Annotated in this window: 13 protein-coding genes; 1 reads left to right on the forward strand and 12 read right to left on the reverse strand. The window is 38.2% G+C overall.

From position 1 onward, the window contains the following. Nucleotides 1–75: 75 nt before the first annotated feature. The 5 genes from CWO92_RS04800 to CWO92_RS04820 all read right to left on the reverse strand — a co-directional run bounded on the left by CWO92_RS04800 (nucleotide 76) and on the right by CWO92_RS04820 (nucleotide 6,591). Nucleotides 76–1,428 (reverse strand): amino acid permease, encoded by a 1,353-nt coding sequence (locus CWO92_RS04800; RefSeq protein ID WP_101353055.1) that lies wholly within the window; start codon nucleotides 1,426–1,428, stop codon nucleotides 76–78. A 21-nt stretch (nucleotides 1,429–1,449) separates the two neighbouring features. Next, entirely contained in the window at nucleotides 1,450–2,271 is an 822-nt protein-coding gene (locus CWO92_RS04805) for a TIM barrel protein (protein WP_101353056.1), read from the reverse strand. 216 nt (nucleotides 2,272–2,487) lie between these two features. Continuing rightward, nucleotides 2,488–3,975, reverse strand: coding sequence for a tagaturonate reductase (locus tag CWO92_RS04810; RefSeq protein ID WP_101353057.1), 1,488 nt, complete (start codon nucleotides 3,973–3,975; stop codon nucleotides 2,488–2,490). A gap of 33 nt (nucleotides 3,976–4,008) precedes the next feature. Continuing rightward, complete coding sequence (locus CWO92_RS04815; RefSeq protein WP_101353058.1) at nucleotides 4,009–5,022, reverse strand: zinc-binding alcohol dehydrogenase family protein; 1,014 nt, start codon at nucleotides 5,020–5,022, stop codon at nucleotides 4,009–4,011. A 75-nt stretch (nucleotides 5,023–5,097) separates the two neighbouring features. Beyond that, a complete protein-coding gene (locus CWO92_RS04820; RefSeq protein ID WP_101353059.1) occupies nucleotides 5,098–6,591 on the reverse strand; it encodes a UxaA family hydrolase in 1,494 nt (497 codons plus the stop codon). 143 nt (nucleotides 6,592–6,734) lie between these two features. Here CWO92_RS04820 and CWO92_RS04825 point away from each other — a divergent pair, with 143 nt between their 5' ends. Beyond that, the gene (locus tag CWO92_RS04825) at nucleotides 6,735–7,589 is read left to right on the forward strand and encodes an AraC family transcriptional regulator (RefSeq protein ID WP_101353060.1); all 855 of its coding nucleotides are present in this window, start codon (nucleotides 6,735–6,737) and stop codon (nucleotides 7,587–7,589) included. A gap of 449 nt (nucleotides 7,590–8,038) precedes the next feature. On the opposite strand, the gene CWO92_RS04830 is transcribed toward CWO92_RS04825, so the two are convergent. The 7 genes from CWO92_RS04830 to CWO92_RS04860 all read right to left on the reverse strand — a co-directional run bounded on the left by CWO92_RS04830 (nucleotide 8,039) and on the right by CWO92_RS04860 (nucleotide 15,392). Then, nucleotides 8,039–9,283, reverse strand: coding sequence for an MFS transporter (locus CWO92_RS04830; protein WP_101353061.1), 1,245 nt, complete (start codon nucleotides 9,281–9,283; stop codon nucleotides 8,039–8,041). Between the two features lie 144 nt (nucleotides 9,284–9,427). Continuing rightward, nucleotides 9,428–10,429 carry a LacI family DNA-binding transcriptional regulator gene (locus CWO92_RS04835; protein ID WP_101353062.1) on the reverse strand — a complete coding sequence of 334 codons (1,002 nt, stop codon included), beginning with the start codon at nucleotides 10,427–10,429 and terminating at the stop codon, nucleotides 9,428–9,430. Between the two features lie 131 nt (nucleotides 10,430–10,560). Continuing rightward, nucleotides 10,561–11,442, reverse strand: a complete 882-nt coding sequence (locus CWO92_RS04840; protein WP_101353063.1) for an SMP-30/gluconolactonase/LRE family protein — start codon at nucleotides 11,440–11,442, stop codon at nucleotides 10,561–10,563. Between the two features lie 21 nt (nucleotides 11,443–11,463). Further along, entirely contained in the window at nucleotides 11,464–12,786 is a 1,323-nt protein-coding gene (locus tag CWO92_RS04845) for an MFS transporter (RefSeq protein WP_207767782.1), read from the reverse strand. Nucleotides 12,787–12,847: 61 nt separating this feature from the next. Further along, the gene (locus tag CWO92_RS04850; RefSeq protein ID WP_101353064.1) at nucleotides 12,848–13,684 is read right to left on the reverse strand and encodes an SDR family oxidoreductase; all 837 of its coding nucleotides are present in this window, start codon (nucleotides 13,682–13,684) and stop codon (nucleotides 12,848–12,850) included. Further along, on the reverse strand, nucleotides 13,681–14,757 hold the full coding sequence (gene uxuA, locus CWO92_RS04855; protein WP_101353065.1) for a mannonate dehydratase: 1,077 nt from the start codon (nucleotides 14,755–14,757) through the stop codon (nucleotides 13,681–13,683). Before uxuA ends, CWO92_RS04850 begins: the two co-directional genes overlap by 4 nt. Then, complete coding sequence (locus CWO92_RS04860) at nucleotides 14,757–15,392, reverse strand: bifunctional 2-keto-4-hydroxyglutarate aldolase/2-keto-3-deoxy-6-phosphogluconate aldolase (RefSeq protein WP_101353066.1); 636 nt, start codon at nucleotides 15,390–15,392, stop codon at nucleotides 14,757–14,759. Before CWO92_RS04860 ends, uxuA begins: the two co-directional genes overlap by 1 nt. Between the last annotated feature and the right edge of the window lie 4 nt (nucleotides 15,393–15,396).

The following is a 15,396-nucleotide window of genomic DNA, read 5'->3' on the forward strand; positions in this document are numbered from 1 at the left end:
GACCTGACCCTCAAACCCTATTTATTTGTTATGTCTTGTATTATAACAAGGTGTTACATATTTTACAAATGTTTTTTATACCGAAAAGTCAGTGGGACGAGGGACCTGACCCTTTTTCCCATATTTCTTCTGCCAGTAAAAGTAGACTGGGAGGCCAGTGGCAATTACTATAAATGCTGCTAGCATTCCTTGCCAAGGTGCCCAAGTGAACGTTCCCCATGCTAGCCATGAAGCTCCAAGGATGGCCAATATAGTGGTAATTCTCCAAACTGGCATACGATAAATTGGTTGATAATCATCCCTTTTGCGGCACTTATATACAGCGACAAAGTCCAAGATATTAATTACCAATTGAATAAGCGTAAAGTATCCAAGCAATGCTGTTAAGCTACTAGAAAAGACAAGGATACATGCATAGGTAACTTGTACAATAATCGAAAAGCTTGGTGTTTCGTATTTAGGATGCACCTTTCCAAAACGTTGGAAAAATAGACCATCCTTTGCCATGGCATATTCCAACCTTGGCTGAAACATAATACAAGAGCTCAATGATCCCAATATTACAATTATGGCTGTTATTCCTACGAAAGAGGATGCAATATGGGATAGACCAGGGATAAATTTAACGGCATCTGATACTGCAGCTTGTGAATGAATCAACTTATCAAAAGGCATAAGACCGATTACACAAACTGCTAATAGAGTATATAATCCCATGACTATAAAGACAGAACTAATCAGTGCACGCGGGAGATTTTTCCCAGGATTTTTAAACTCCCCTGCCATAAAACAAATGGCTGCCATGCCCGTATAGGCCCAAGTAGTGGCGGAAACACCTCCAATTAAACTCGTTTTGACAGCACCACCATGTGCTGGAGTATAGGAAAAGTTTCCTGCTTTCATATACATAAATCCCAAAACAATGACTATAAGAAAGGGAATGATTTTAACGGCAGTAATAATAATCTGGAAAAGTCCCCCTTCCTTTACACTTCGATAATGAATAGAAGTAATAACTAGAATAATAGCGACACCCAATAACTTTCCAGCTATCCCTGAAAAGAAAGGAAAAAAGCTAGACAAATAAGAGACGATAGCAAGTGCCATAATAGAAATAGATGGTGGATCTAATGCCCAAAACGTAGCCCACCCATATAAAAAAGCTAGTGGTCTCCATCCCGCTTTATTCAGATAAACGTAACCGCTTCCATTTTCAGGGTAAGCAGTGGATAATTCCGCTAGTACCATTACTTGCGGAATAGCAATAAGTCCTCCTATTATCCAAGCTAAAATAGAGACGGATGGCGTTCCCGCTGCCTTTGCAACATCACCAGATGAAACGAATATACCTGAGCCTATTGTAGTACCAACTGCGATTGCTAAAGCTGACCAAAAACCGAGTTTTCGTGTAAGTGTACTATTCCCCATAAGAGTTCCTCCACGTTTAGATTATATGACTCCGAATTCTTTTATTTTCTCGTAAGATTTCCGGATTACTTGTTGTGGATCTTGATAATAACTTGACCCCATAATTTCTAAGGTACAGTATCCTTTATATTGATGATCTTGAAGATTCTTTAAATAATCCCTCCACGGTAAAATTCCATCATCTAGACCCAAATGGGCATCTGACTCACCATCACCGTCTATTAAATGAAAATGACATAATTCTGGTAGAATATAAAAATAATCCTCCGGAGTTTCACCTGCCAATTGCATTGCTACCGTGTCGATCATTCCCTTTAAAGAAGATGACTGAATTTCTTCTATCATTCTTTTTACCCCTAGTTTATCGATTACTAGATTAGACTCAAATCGTGTTAATGGTTCCAATGCAAGAGTCATTCCTTCTTTTTCAGCAATCTTTGATAATTGATAAATAGAATCACATGCATATTTCCAAGATTCCTCGTGTGGAAGATAAAAGTCTCCTATTCCGGAAGTGATCAGCATCATACTTGTTTCTAACTCCAGGGCAGCGTACATATTATCCAAAAAATAATCAACGCTCCTTTTTCTCCAATGAGAATCTGAAGCAGCAATGTTATAAGGATAAATACATTGTTCAGGAGTGAAACATACAATTTCCATGTTTCTCGATTTCACTTCCTTTTTAATTCTCCTTATGCTTTCCAAGGCATTTCGATAAACATATAAATGCGGTTCCCCTGCCCACAATTCAAAACTACTGATACCAAGCTGTTCCATACTATCTAAAAAATACGAAAACGGATAATGCTTAAACGTAATATTCATCCCTGCCACTTTCACAAATTTCACCTCCATCCCTTTTGAAAGCGTTTTTATTTGTTATATCTTGTATTATAATTAACCAATACATATCATGCAACAATTTTTTAAAATCATGTTTTAGGGAATCAGGGTCAGGTCCCTCATCCCAGTGGGATGAGGGACCCGACCCTGATTCCCATCTTTATAAAAAAAGGACGGTTCTACTACTTATAAAGCAGCAGAACTGTCCTACTTTTAAATCATTTCTTTCAAATGATTATATATACTACTTGAAAGTCCTTCGATTTGATTTAAATCCTTACCCCAAAATAGCTGATTTCCCAAAAATTGCTCTATGAGATTTTGAAGAGATAACTCTTTCTTCTTATATAAAGACCATTGTTCACAAATAAAAGACAGTGTTTGTTCATGCTCTTGTACAAAATAAGGCTCCCCATTAAATCGTTTCCCTACATAATTTTGTTTCACTTTTTCTATTTGATAAAAGCGAATCAGTGCTGCAAATGCACGTACTACATTATCAGGAAGTCCATGATTCTTTTCATAAAAAGCTTCAATGGTAGGAAGCAAACGAACCTTAAATTTTGAGATACTATTTAATGAGATATCCTCAAGACGGTGTTGAACAAATGGGTTCATAAATCTCTCAAACACATTTTCCGCATAATTCATCATTTCTTTACGATCAAATTCCAGTGAAGGAATAATCTCCTGCTCCACCGTTTCACGAAGGAATCGATGTGTTTCAACTTGACACATCCATTCCCCCACTGTATCAATCCCGTATAAAATTCCAAGCGGAGCGATGAAAGTATGGGATCCATTTAATATTCGGACCTTCCTTACTTGGTATGGAGTTAAGTCTTGCACCCACTCTATATTTAAACCAGATTTTTTCAACGGAAGCTTCTGGTCCAACTCCGGATCACCTTCAATTGCCCAGAAGTGATACGGTTCAGCAGTATTCAACAATAAATCTTTATATCCCCACTCAACAAACAAGCTTTCCGATTCCTTTTTAGGATAACCTGTAACAATCCTGTCCACAAGGGAATTTAAAAACAGATTATCGCGTTCTACCCAGTCCATAAAGTCAGATGGCAACCGCCAATCTTTACTATGTTGCAAAACATACTGCTTTAAAAGATCACCGTTTCTATCCAATAGCTCACATGGGAGAATCACGAGTCCTTTTGTCTGATCCCCATTAAAATGCGTATAACGCTTATATAAAAAGGCGGTAAGTTTTCCCGGAAAGGATGCTATTGGTTCCCCCTCTTTCCAAGTGTATGCCTGATAAGAAAGACCAGCTTCTGTCGTATTAGATACAATAAATTCCAACGTTGGGCTGCATGCAATTTCCAAAAATGCCTGCCATTCTTCATATGGATTTAAAACTCTTGAAAAAACAGAAATAATCTCTTTATGTTCTATTTTTTCCCCATTTTGCAATCCGCGTATGAGTAAGGTATATAGCCCATCTTGCTGCGCTAATTTCTCTATCATAGCTTTCCCGGACGACCTTGGCTGAGTTACAACAATACTACCCTGGAAATTCCCTTGTTTATTACATTCATGTATCATCCAATCGAAGAAACCGCGCAGAAAATTTCCTTCTCCAATCTGCAATACTTTTACTGGATAATCCTGTCCACTATATTCTGTTATTACATTCTCCCTCTTATACTGAAGAAGGTTTGATGGCGAGTGAATATTGTTCATCGTATAATAACCTTTCCTTATAAACTTTTAATCTTAAAGTTCCACAATTGCCTTTATCACTTTTGCTTCGGGATCCAACCATCCTTCGAATAGCTCCATCATCTCATCAAACTTGGCGCGATGAGTAATATACTTACTTAGATCTACTAATCCTTCGTTTATTGCATTTACCACATACCTGAAGTCCTCTCGTGTAGCATTGCGGCTTCCCATTAAAGTCAGCTCTTTTGCATGGAAATCAGGATCATGGAAAGAAATATCAGTTTTTACTAATCCGACAAAAATTAATTTTCCACCGTGAGCAGAATAGTTAAAAGCATCGGTCATAGACTTTGCGTTACCAGTTGCATCAAATACTACCGTTGGCATGTCTCCATTCGTCAGCTCGGCAAGTTTTTTTAAAGGTTCCTCTAATGCATTAACTGTTCCATCAATATGTGCCCACTCTCGTGCAAATGCGAGCCGTTCGTCATTTACATCCATAGCAATTACTTTTGCTCCTTGTTTCTTTGCAAATGCCATAACTCCTAACCCGATCGGACCAGCACCAATTACCAGCGCAAATTCTCCTTTTCGAATAGCAGCTCTTCTAACTGCGTGAGCACCGATGCTCAAAGGTTCAATCATCGCCGATTGGTCCAATGTCAATCCCTCCGTTTTTACTAAATGATCGACTGGAACCGTCATCCACTCACTCATTCCACCATCAATATGTACGCCTTTTACTTTTATATTCGTACAGCAATTAGGTTTTCCGCTCTTACAGGCAATACATTCCCCGCACTCGATGTATGGAATGATCGCTACTTGGTCACCTGCCTTTAATCCCGAGTCATTTTTTGGAATCGAGTCAATATATCCCGATAATTCATGTCCTAGTATACGTGGATAGGTGAAAAAAGGCTGATTGCCGCTATATGCGTGAATATCGGTTCCGCAAATACCAATACGCTGAACCCGAATAAGCGCTTCTCCTTCTTGAAGTACAGGCTGTTCAACCTCTATCATTTTAAATTGTTTAGGATTTTCACACACAATTGCTTTCATAATAATTACACTCCTTATGCTGAACCGTAAAGTTCCGGGTATTTAATGATCTGGAAAAAGGGACCTGTCCCTCCGTTACAAGATTACACCTTCTTTGAAAATGCTAATTTCTTTGAATCCGAAGCGTTCGTTATTGGTTTGTTTTTCTCCGGAAGCAAGGGCAAGGATGTATTGGTATAAATCATCCTTCAAGTCATCCATTGTTTGACCTTCTAATAGCTGACCGGCATTATAGTCAATCCAATGTTTTTTGCGTTTTACCAAGTCTGAGTTCGTTGCTATTTTGACCGTAGGAACTGGTCCTCCAAATGGAGTTCCTCTTCCAGTGGTAAATAACACAATATGGGCACCAGCTGCGGCAAGGGCTGTTACGGAGACTAAGTCGTTTCCAGGAGCATTCACCAAATTTAGCCCGTTTCTTTTTACTCTTTCTCCATAAGGACTAACATCTACCACAGGTGCATGCCCACCTTTTTGTGTGCAACCAAGTGATTTTTCCTCTAGCGTGCTGATGCCCCCCGCTTTATTTCCCGGGGATGGATTTTCATAGATTTCTTGATTGTGACGCATAAAATATTCCTTAAAATTATTGATTAATTGAACAATTTTAAGAAAAGTTTCTTCATCCTGCGCTCGATTCATCAAGATTGTTTCAGCTCCAAACATTTCTGGAACCTCTGTTAAAATTGTTGTTCCGCCTTCTGATACAATTAGATCAGACACAGCACCTACCAATGGATTTGCCGTAACACCAGAAAATCCGTCCGATCCGCCGCATTTAAGTCCAACTTTCAATTTCGATACTGGGACAGGCTGACGCTCAAATTGTTCCGCATACTCTACTAATTCTTCTAGTAAACATAGCCCACTTTCTAATTCATCTTCCACGTCCTGCGCCTTTAAAAACTTTATTCGATTAGGAGAAAAATCACCGATTACCTCTTTAAATGCCTCAATTTGGTTATTTTCACATCCTAATCCTACTATTAGTACACCCGCAGCATTTGGATGCTGGGCTAAGGCTGCCAAAAGTTTTTGCGTATTGGAAAGGTCATCCCCTAATTGAGAACATCCGTATGGGTGCGGAAAATGATAAATCCCGTCAATATTGCGGCCATTAAATTGTTCATTTCCCATTTTAGCTAGGATCTCGCAAGTCTTATTAATACATCCAACTGTATTAATAATCCATATCTCATTTCGGATTCCTGCTTCTCCATTCTCCCTGATATATCCTTGAAAAGTATGTTGGACATTTTCAGTGGAAACCTCATGATTAACAGGCTGATAGGAATACTCTAAAATTCCCTTTAATCCTGATTCTAAATTATGAGTATGAACCCATTCCCCAACGGTTAAATCTCTTTTGGCTTTTCCAATGGAATACCCAAACTTTAAAACATCTTCTCCGGATTTTATAGGCTTCACTAAAATCTTATGCCCTTTCGGAATATCATCTTTGACCTCTATATTTTTCACTCCAGGAATCTCGAGATTCTCCCCTTTATATATATCCTGTAAGCAAATAACTACATCATCATTAACATGTAATTGGACGATTTTGTTCATATTCGACCCCTCCGTTTCTATAACATTAATAAGAAAGCCCTTTCATTCATGATTTATTTTATCATCAAGAAATGAAATACAAATCGCATATTTTGTGGTGATTGTGCTCATTTTTGATATAATAATTACTAGGTGATCAACAGATGAAAAACATTCAAAAGGTATCCAATCAAGATGCGCTTTTTCCATTTTCCTTTATTTATAAAGACAAAAAAAGCCCACAACGGGAATTATCCAATCATGTTCACGATTATTATGAAATTGTATATGTTTACAGCGGCAAGGGGACTTTTTTTATCGGGGATGAATTTTACCATATGCAGCAAGGAGAAGTATTTCTCATTCCAAACAATACGATTCACAGGGCAATGCCGGATAAGGATAATCCCGTAACATCCACGATTATCTTCTTTAGCCCCACCCTGCTTTATAACAATCTAGTAGATGAGTTTTTTTCATATGTCCATTTATTCGAGGAAACAAAGAAGTTTAATCATTATCAAATTTCCTTACCATCAGACGCACAGCTAAAAATGGAAAAACAACTATTTGCCATTCATCAAGAAAGGATGCACGCGGAACCAGGGTTTAAACATGCATGCTTAATGATGATGCACCAGATTATTCTTGATTTATACCGCATTCGTATAAAAACGAAAGAAAACAATAAAGTATATCATTCCGACTGGATTATCGACATCTTAGCTTATATAAATAGTCATTTAGATGAATCTCTATCCTTGACTGAATTGGCCAATAAATCTTTAGTAAGCACTTCCCACTTTAGCAGAGTATTCAAGCAAAAGGTCGGAATCGGTTTAATTGAGTATTTGAATACAAAAAGAGTAATTAAAGCAAAGGAACTTTTAATATCCACTTCTTACACGGTTTCACAAATTGCCGAAATATGTGGTTTTGAAAGTGTGTCTCATTTTCATCGCATTTTTAAAAAGTATCTGAACATGACCCCGGCAAGCTACCGAAAAATACAAAAATAAAATGCTTGTGGTTACTGGATTATCAGACCCTGGTTAAGGTATTTGCTTTTTCATGGTTATATAGCCGATTAAAAACTTTTTTGGGGTCACCAGTATTTTTATCTGTGAAAAAACGTTTGCCTTTCAGAGGAAAAAGGGACCTGGTACCCTATTCGCCTTTTTTCAATAGTTATTTCATGTAATATATCTAAATGATGGACTATATGGCTGCTAACCCCTAAAATCAGGGCATTTCATTTAACTAATGCATTCTGAGTCTGCTAAAACATGTATTGTCACTAGCAGACGTCATCACTAACGTATATTTCTTCAAACGTAAGGTATAGTTCAGAGGTGACGACGACGGTTACCCAACTTAGAACACCCGATGTAAACTGTAAACATATCAACAATAATAAAGACCAGAACACATGTTGAAATTTTGTGTGTCTGGTCTTTTATTGACTAAATTATGCCACTTTCATAATTGGACGTACGAATCGAATAACCGCTATACAAGCAACTACTGCTAAGGCACCAGCAAGAATGAATGCGGCCGTATAAGTACCTGATTTGTCGACAATGTATCCTGTTAGGGTTGGTCCAATTATTCCAGCGATATTCGCTAAAAAGTGCATGAACCCGCCTACAGATCCTACATTGCTTTGATCAACAACATCGTTAATGATTGCCCAGTAAATGGCTCCTGTTAAATATAGGAAAAACACTGAGAGTGCTACCAACGTTACGGCACCAACTGTTGTGGTTACAACACCGGCAAAGCCTATACAAACCGCTGATAGGAAAAGGCATGTAACAAGAACAAGCTTTCTGGAGAATAAAGGTCCTTTTTTTATAAACTTTTTATAGAAGAAATCGGATACAATTCCACCTAATGCAAGACCTAAAAATCCAAGAATCCATGGAATTACGGTTACTACACTCATGTCCTTAACACTTAATCCGCGGGCATCCACTAAATAACTTGGAAACCAAGTTAAGAAAAAGAATAATATATAGTTGTAAGCAAAGAAAGCAAAGGCTGTAAATAAAACGGTTTTTTGTTTCAAGTAAAAAGTTAAGTTGAATTTTTCACCAGAAGGATTGATTTCTTTTGCAGCAGCAATTTCCGCTTCAGGAGAAACCGAATCAGCTGGTTTTTCTTTTACAAACTTCCACCAGCAAATTGCCCAAATAAAGCCGATGAGCATAATCGCTAGAAAAGAATATCTCCATCCGAATGAAATCGCAATAAAACCAACGATTGGTCCTGAGATTGCACCACCGAGAGGCGTTCCACTGTTTGTTAAACCAACAACAGAAGCACGGTTGCTTGGCGGGAACCAGTTATTGACCATTTTATTAATTGTTGCAGAAAGAGGACCTTCGCCCATTCCGAACAATACACGAATGACAATCATACTGATAAATCCCACGGCAAGAACGATAGCACCACTAAAAAGGGACCATACAATCATTGCCACAAATAGCGTTAACTTTGCACCAAATTTATCAGATGCCATTCCACCTACAAAATTAAATATCGCATATCCAACTGAGAAACTACTAAAAATGATTCCCATTTGTGTATCCGTTAATGTTAAATCATGCCTAATAAATGGAGCACCTATCGATAAGGCAGAACGGTCTAAATAATTCACCACACCTGCTAAAAACAAGAATAGAATGACAACTCCTCTTCCTTTTGAAAACATCTATACTCCTCCTGAAATGAATATTTTATTATCCTCGAACACAGAAAGCGTTTCCATTTTATTACATAAATATAGTTAATATTTAAAATCTTTCAGAAACGAAAGTAAACCGATTTAGTTGATGAGAATAAAAGATCAAATCCTTTAACAGGAAAACCTTGGGATTAATGTCGGTTTCAACCGATGAACTCCCGGCTTACGATCCTCTTCCTGTTTAATCTGGGCAAGCAGCTGCTCGGCAGCCAAGTGAGCCATTTCATCTGTTGGCTGTTTCACAGTAGTAATGGTTGGGGTATAAAAATCTGCATACGGCACTTCATCAATCCCAATTACGGCAACATCATCCGGAATTTTGAAATCACGGCTTTTTATAAATCTCAATACTTCGTTAAGAACTCTATCATTCCCAGCTAATACCGCTTCAGGAGGTGTTTCTAATGAGAATAACTCCGATAATGCGGTAGAAATTTCTTCTGCAGGTGCTGTTTTAATATATTCATTTTTAACAGCAATTCCATGTGACTGTAGAGCTTCCCTGTATCCTTGAATACGTTCGATACGCGGACTGATATTTCGAATAATAGAAGTCGTAACAATCGCGATATTCCGATACCCCTTTTCCACAAAGTGATCAACAGCCAGCTTCGCAGCCAGATGGTTATCAAGTAAAACGGTTGTAATATCAAGATCAGTAATAGTCCTATCCATAAAAACGATTGGAAAACGGTCTTGGATCATTTGCTGATATAAATCGAGATTATCCCCTGTCGGAAAAATAATAATCCCGTCCACTTGTTTTGCTCTTAGCATTTCAATATAATTCTTTTCCTTTTGTGGCTCATCGTCCGCATTACACACAATAATATGAAACCCTTCTTGGTAAAAATATCCTTCTATAGCACGGATGACATTTGTGGTAAACGTGTGAACGTTGTTTGCCACGACCACTCCAATAGTAAAAGTAGATTTTTGCTTTAAGCTCCTTGCTAATATGTTAGGTTGATAGTTTAACTCTTCAATAGTATCTTTAATTTTTTTTCGTGTTTTCTCACTCATATATTCAAATCGTTCATTCAAGTATTGCGAAACAGTACTTTTGGATACATTGGCATGTTTGGCCACATCTGCAATGGTTATTTTCTTCATCAATTCGTTCATTCCTTTTTCGTAAACCGTTAGATAATGTTTCTATAAACCGGCCCCTCTTTTGGTTAAAGATTATTTTATTATAATTGGAACCGCTTTACAATTTATTTAAAAGAGTGCAATGTGAAACATTATCCACGGAAACGATAGGTAGGAACTCCCTTTACATTCAACTTTATTTTAAATAATGCCCCTGCCAAAGGTTCTTCTTTTAACTGAAGCTCATCCATTCCAATTCTTGCAGTTGTAATATATAATTCATTCAACTCTTTTCCCCCAAATACACATGAAGTTACCTTGGATACTGGGACTGGAATACTATCAATTTTCACCCCTTTTGCTGGATCCCATCTAGACACTTCATGTCCACCCCAATGAGCAATCCACAGCATACCTTCTTCATCGACTGTCATACCATCGGGATTTGCATTTTGACTATGAAAATCTATAACTACTCGCTGGTTGCTAATACTCCCGGATTTCAAATCATAATCAAAGGCATAAATTTCTCTTTTAGGAGAATCGATATAATACATTACTTTATTATCGGGGCTCCATCCTAGTCCATTAGAAACAATGATATTCCCCAGTGCTTCTCTTACGGAAAGATTATTATCAAGGCAATATAATTTGGCTTGTGTACTTTCTTCAAAGAAGGATGTAGTCCCCGCCCAAAATCTACCGTTTTTATCACATTTTCCATCATTAAAACGAAATGTGAACGGATCATAGTTAGGTGGTCCAGCAAGTAAGGTAAATTCATCATTACCATTCTCTTTGGAGTAAAAACCATCCTGCATTGCTACAACAATTCCACCATCTTCTTTTGGAACCACACAGCCAACATATTTTTCCGTATCCATTTGTGTAATGTTATTTGTATCAGGATAAAAGGTATAAATCTTTCTTCCTACTATATCAACCCAATATAGACAATTATTTTTTGCATCCCAGCTTGGTCCTTCACCTATTAGTGATTGTACATCAGCAATTAGTTCCAATTCTTCAGACATTCCCGGTCTCTCCTTTTCTACTTATTCCGCTTTCATTGAAGCTTTTTCCCCAGCTGTTTCTCGAATTAAATAAATAGGAATTAACGCTAAAAAACTAAAAGCTGAAAGCATAATATAGTTCCATGTCCACCCAAAATGTTCGATAAAGTATCCTGCAACTGGGGTTACTAAAGCCCCTGAAAGACCTAAACTAACACCTATTAGGATACCTAATCCTGCTCCAGCTGATTTCTTAGAAGAATCAACAGCAAGTGAAAATACAACTGGATAAGGTGAATTACGGAAAATTCCCCATATAATAAGAATAACCCATGCAAATGTTGCACTATGAATAAAAATACAGCCTAGAACACTCACCGCTGAACCAACGGCTAAAATGCTTAAAGAAAATTTCCTTCCTAAATGATCACTTACTGTCCCCCATACAATCTGGCCAATCCATCCTGTAATACCTGAAGAACCAGATATTACTGCTGCGTGCGCTAAAGAAAGACCAACATTGGAAGTAAGCTGCAATGTCAAGAAGGTCGCTGCTCCCATCTCTGTCCATAAGAACAAAAAGTTAATAGACATACCTAACATGACATTTCTGTTTTTAATAGCTTCAAATGCATTTTTAAACGGATTTTTTGTAACTGTTATATTGGTATCACGAGGTAAGGTAAGATTCCTTTGATTAATCCAATTATAAACACGTTGTTCATTCTTTTTTGTGCCAACGAAAACCTGCAATAACATAATAATGATGCCGATAATTGGAATCCAAAGAAATGTTGTTCTCCAAGTACCTACTGCTAAAATCGCTCCAATTAGTACAGGGCCAACAAATTGGCCAATTGGAAGACCAGTATGATGTGTACCAATTGCAAATCCTCTGTTTTCCTTATGCCAGAAATCGCTTACAAGAGCTACGTTAACAGGCTCCATTGCGCCTGTTCCAAATCCCATAATAAATCTCCAAAATTGTAACCCACCGATTCCTCTTGAGAAGAAGGTTGCGATTCCAGCTACTGCTGTGATTATACATGTTCCCATCCAAGACCATGCACGCCTATAGCCTCCTCCTAAACTATCGGCTAGGACTCCGACAAGAATAGCTCCAATAAAAGAACCAACAAAGTTTAAGGAATTCAAAAACCCTGCTTCTACTGAATTTAACTTGTAATCTTTCATTATATCCGGTAGAACAGTCGGAAGTATTTGCCGGTCAATAGAACAAAGTAACATTGCTAATGTTGTTACAAGAAGCATTAACCAGGATATAGGGTGTGCTTTGGGAACCCAACTTTTTTTGCTGATATCACCACTGTAGACCCTTTCATCGACATGTTGAATCTTCGCCATATAATCCCCCCTTAATCTAACCTAAAAATTTCTCCACTGAAGTGGATGTATTCAGAGGCTTCTATACCCCTGAATAAGCCATAAATCCCCCATCAACAGGTACCGTTACACCTGTCACAAATCCTGAATAGGATTCGTCAAGTAACCAAAGCATGGTGCCAAGCAGGTCGTCCGGTTGTCCAAATCGTTTCATTGGCGTTCCCGTAATAATTTTTTGAGAACGTGAGGTGTAGCTTCCGTCCTCGTTTAGCAGTAGATCACGGTTCTGCTTGGTTAAAAAGAACCCTGGTGCAACCGCGTTGACCCGTAAGCCAGCCTCTGCAAAGTGAACTGCCATCCACATCGTAAAATTATTAATAGAAGCTTTTGCAGCACTATAAGCGGGAACCTTCGTCATCGGTGCGTAAGAGCTCATCGATGAAAAATTTAAGATAACAGGTGCTTTTGCTTGTAATAGTAATTTTCCAAACACTTGGCTTACTAAAAATGTTCCAGTAAAGTTGCTGGAGAATACTGTGGAAAATCCCTGTTCATCTAAGTCAAAGAAGGACTTTCCTTCCATTACTTCACCATACGTTTCAGGTCCTGTTATAGCATCAGGGTGGTTGCCACCTGCACCATTAATCAAGATGTCTACTCCACCAAACTCCATTACAATTCTATTTCTTGCTGTTTCTAAGGAAGCCCGATCCAATACATCTGCTACAAGGGAAATAGCCGTTCCGCCAGACTCTCTAATCTGATTGACCACTTGTTTTCCACTTTCGGCAGTTCTATTTAAAATAGCGATTTTCACCCCTTGGCGAGCTAATTCAATCGCCATTTTAGAGCATAGAACTCCGCTGCCCCCAGTGATAACTGCTATTCTATCTTTTAAATTTGGATGAAGTGGAATCATGATTCATTCCCCACCTTTTTTTCCTCATATGCATCCCATAAACCTAGTAAATACATAATTCCTAAAGCACGGTCATATAGTCCATAACCTGGGCGGCATACCTCTCCCCAGATATGGCGGCCATGGTCAGGTCTGACATAGCCCTTATAATCTTGATTATGCAGTGCCTCGACTACCCCTTTTACATCAATAGAACCATCTTGTGTATAATGGGAAGTCTCTTCGAAATCCCCATTTTCATAGATTTTTACATTGCGTATATGAGCAAATGGCGAGCGATTAGCATATTCTTTTGCAACTTCCACCATGTTGTTTTCAGGGTTGGCACCCATAGAACCGGTACATAAAGTAAAACCGTTCGAAGGCGAATCAGAAATTTGGATTAATTTTTCAAAGCTTGCCTTCCCTGTGATAATCCGTGGTAATCCAAAAATAGACCACGGTGGATCATCCGGGTGAATCGCCATTTTAATTCCGCAAGCCTCTGCTACCGGTAAAATCTCATGAAGGAAAAAGGCTAAGTTCTCCCATAACTGTTCTTCATTCACGTTTTTATACGCTTCAAAGAGCTCTGAAATACGTTCAAGTCTTTCAGGTTCCCATCCTGGTAATGTTAAGTCAGATGATTTCGCCACTGTTTGAATAAGTTCTTGCGGATCAATTTGATCTACCTTTGCCTTTTCATAGAACAATGCAGTTGACCCATCTTTTAAAGGATGAAACATTTCTGTGCGTGTCCAATCAAATACTGGCATGAAATTATAGCAAATAACTTTAACGCCAAATTCCGCTAGATTACGAATTGTTTCCTTGTAATTTTCAATATATTTCATGCGGTTTTCATTGCCTAGTTTTATAGATTCATGGACATTGACACTTTCTACGACATCGGTATGAAATCCATATGACTGGATATACTCGATTTCTTCTTTAATCTCTGCTTTTTCCCATACATCTCCGGCTGGTTTTTGATGTAATGCCCAAACAATTCCTTTAACACCAGGTATTTGTTTTATTTGTTCTAATGTAACGGTATCATTTTCCCTGCCATACCATCTGAATGTAATATTCATCATGACACCCCCACTTTTTCTTCACTTTTTTGAATATAATTTCTGCTTAATTCCACAACCGCTTCATACCCGCCGTTTTGATAGGCTTTATTTAAATCACTGCCAATTCCAACTGCAACAGCTCCTGCATCAAGCCAATTTTTTATATTGTCTAAGTTAATTCCGCCTGTTGGCATAATTCGTACATTTGGTAATGGCCCATTAACCGACTTTATAAAGGAAGGCTCGAAATGATTAGCAGGGAATAACTTAAGGACATTACAACCAGCCTCTAATGCCATTCCCATTTCCCGAATCGTCATACAGCCCGGCATGTATGGGATACCATAACGGTTGCAAAGGGTCGCAACTCCATCATTAAAATAAGGGCTGACAATAAATTTAGCGCCATTTAAAATTGCATGTCTTGCTGTTTCGGCATCTAATACAGATCCTGCTCCAATCAATGCATCAGTATGTTGAAGTGCCTTAAAAGCCTCCTCAATTTGCGGAGTAGTATAAGTTAATTCAATTACTTGAATACCGCCTTCAATTGCCGCTTTTGACAATAGGCCCGCTTCTTCGCCAGATTTACCGCGAATAACCGCTACTACTTTCTTCTCTACTAGTTGTTGTGTGATAGATTGTTTATTCATTGGA

The organism is Heyndrickxia camelliae, from assembly GCF_002844575.1.
Lineage (GTDB): Bacteria > Bacillota > Bacilli > Bacillales > Bacillaceae_C > Margalitia > Margalitia camelliae.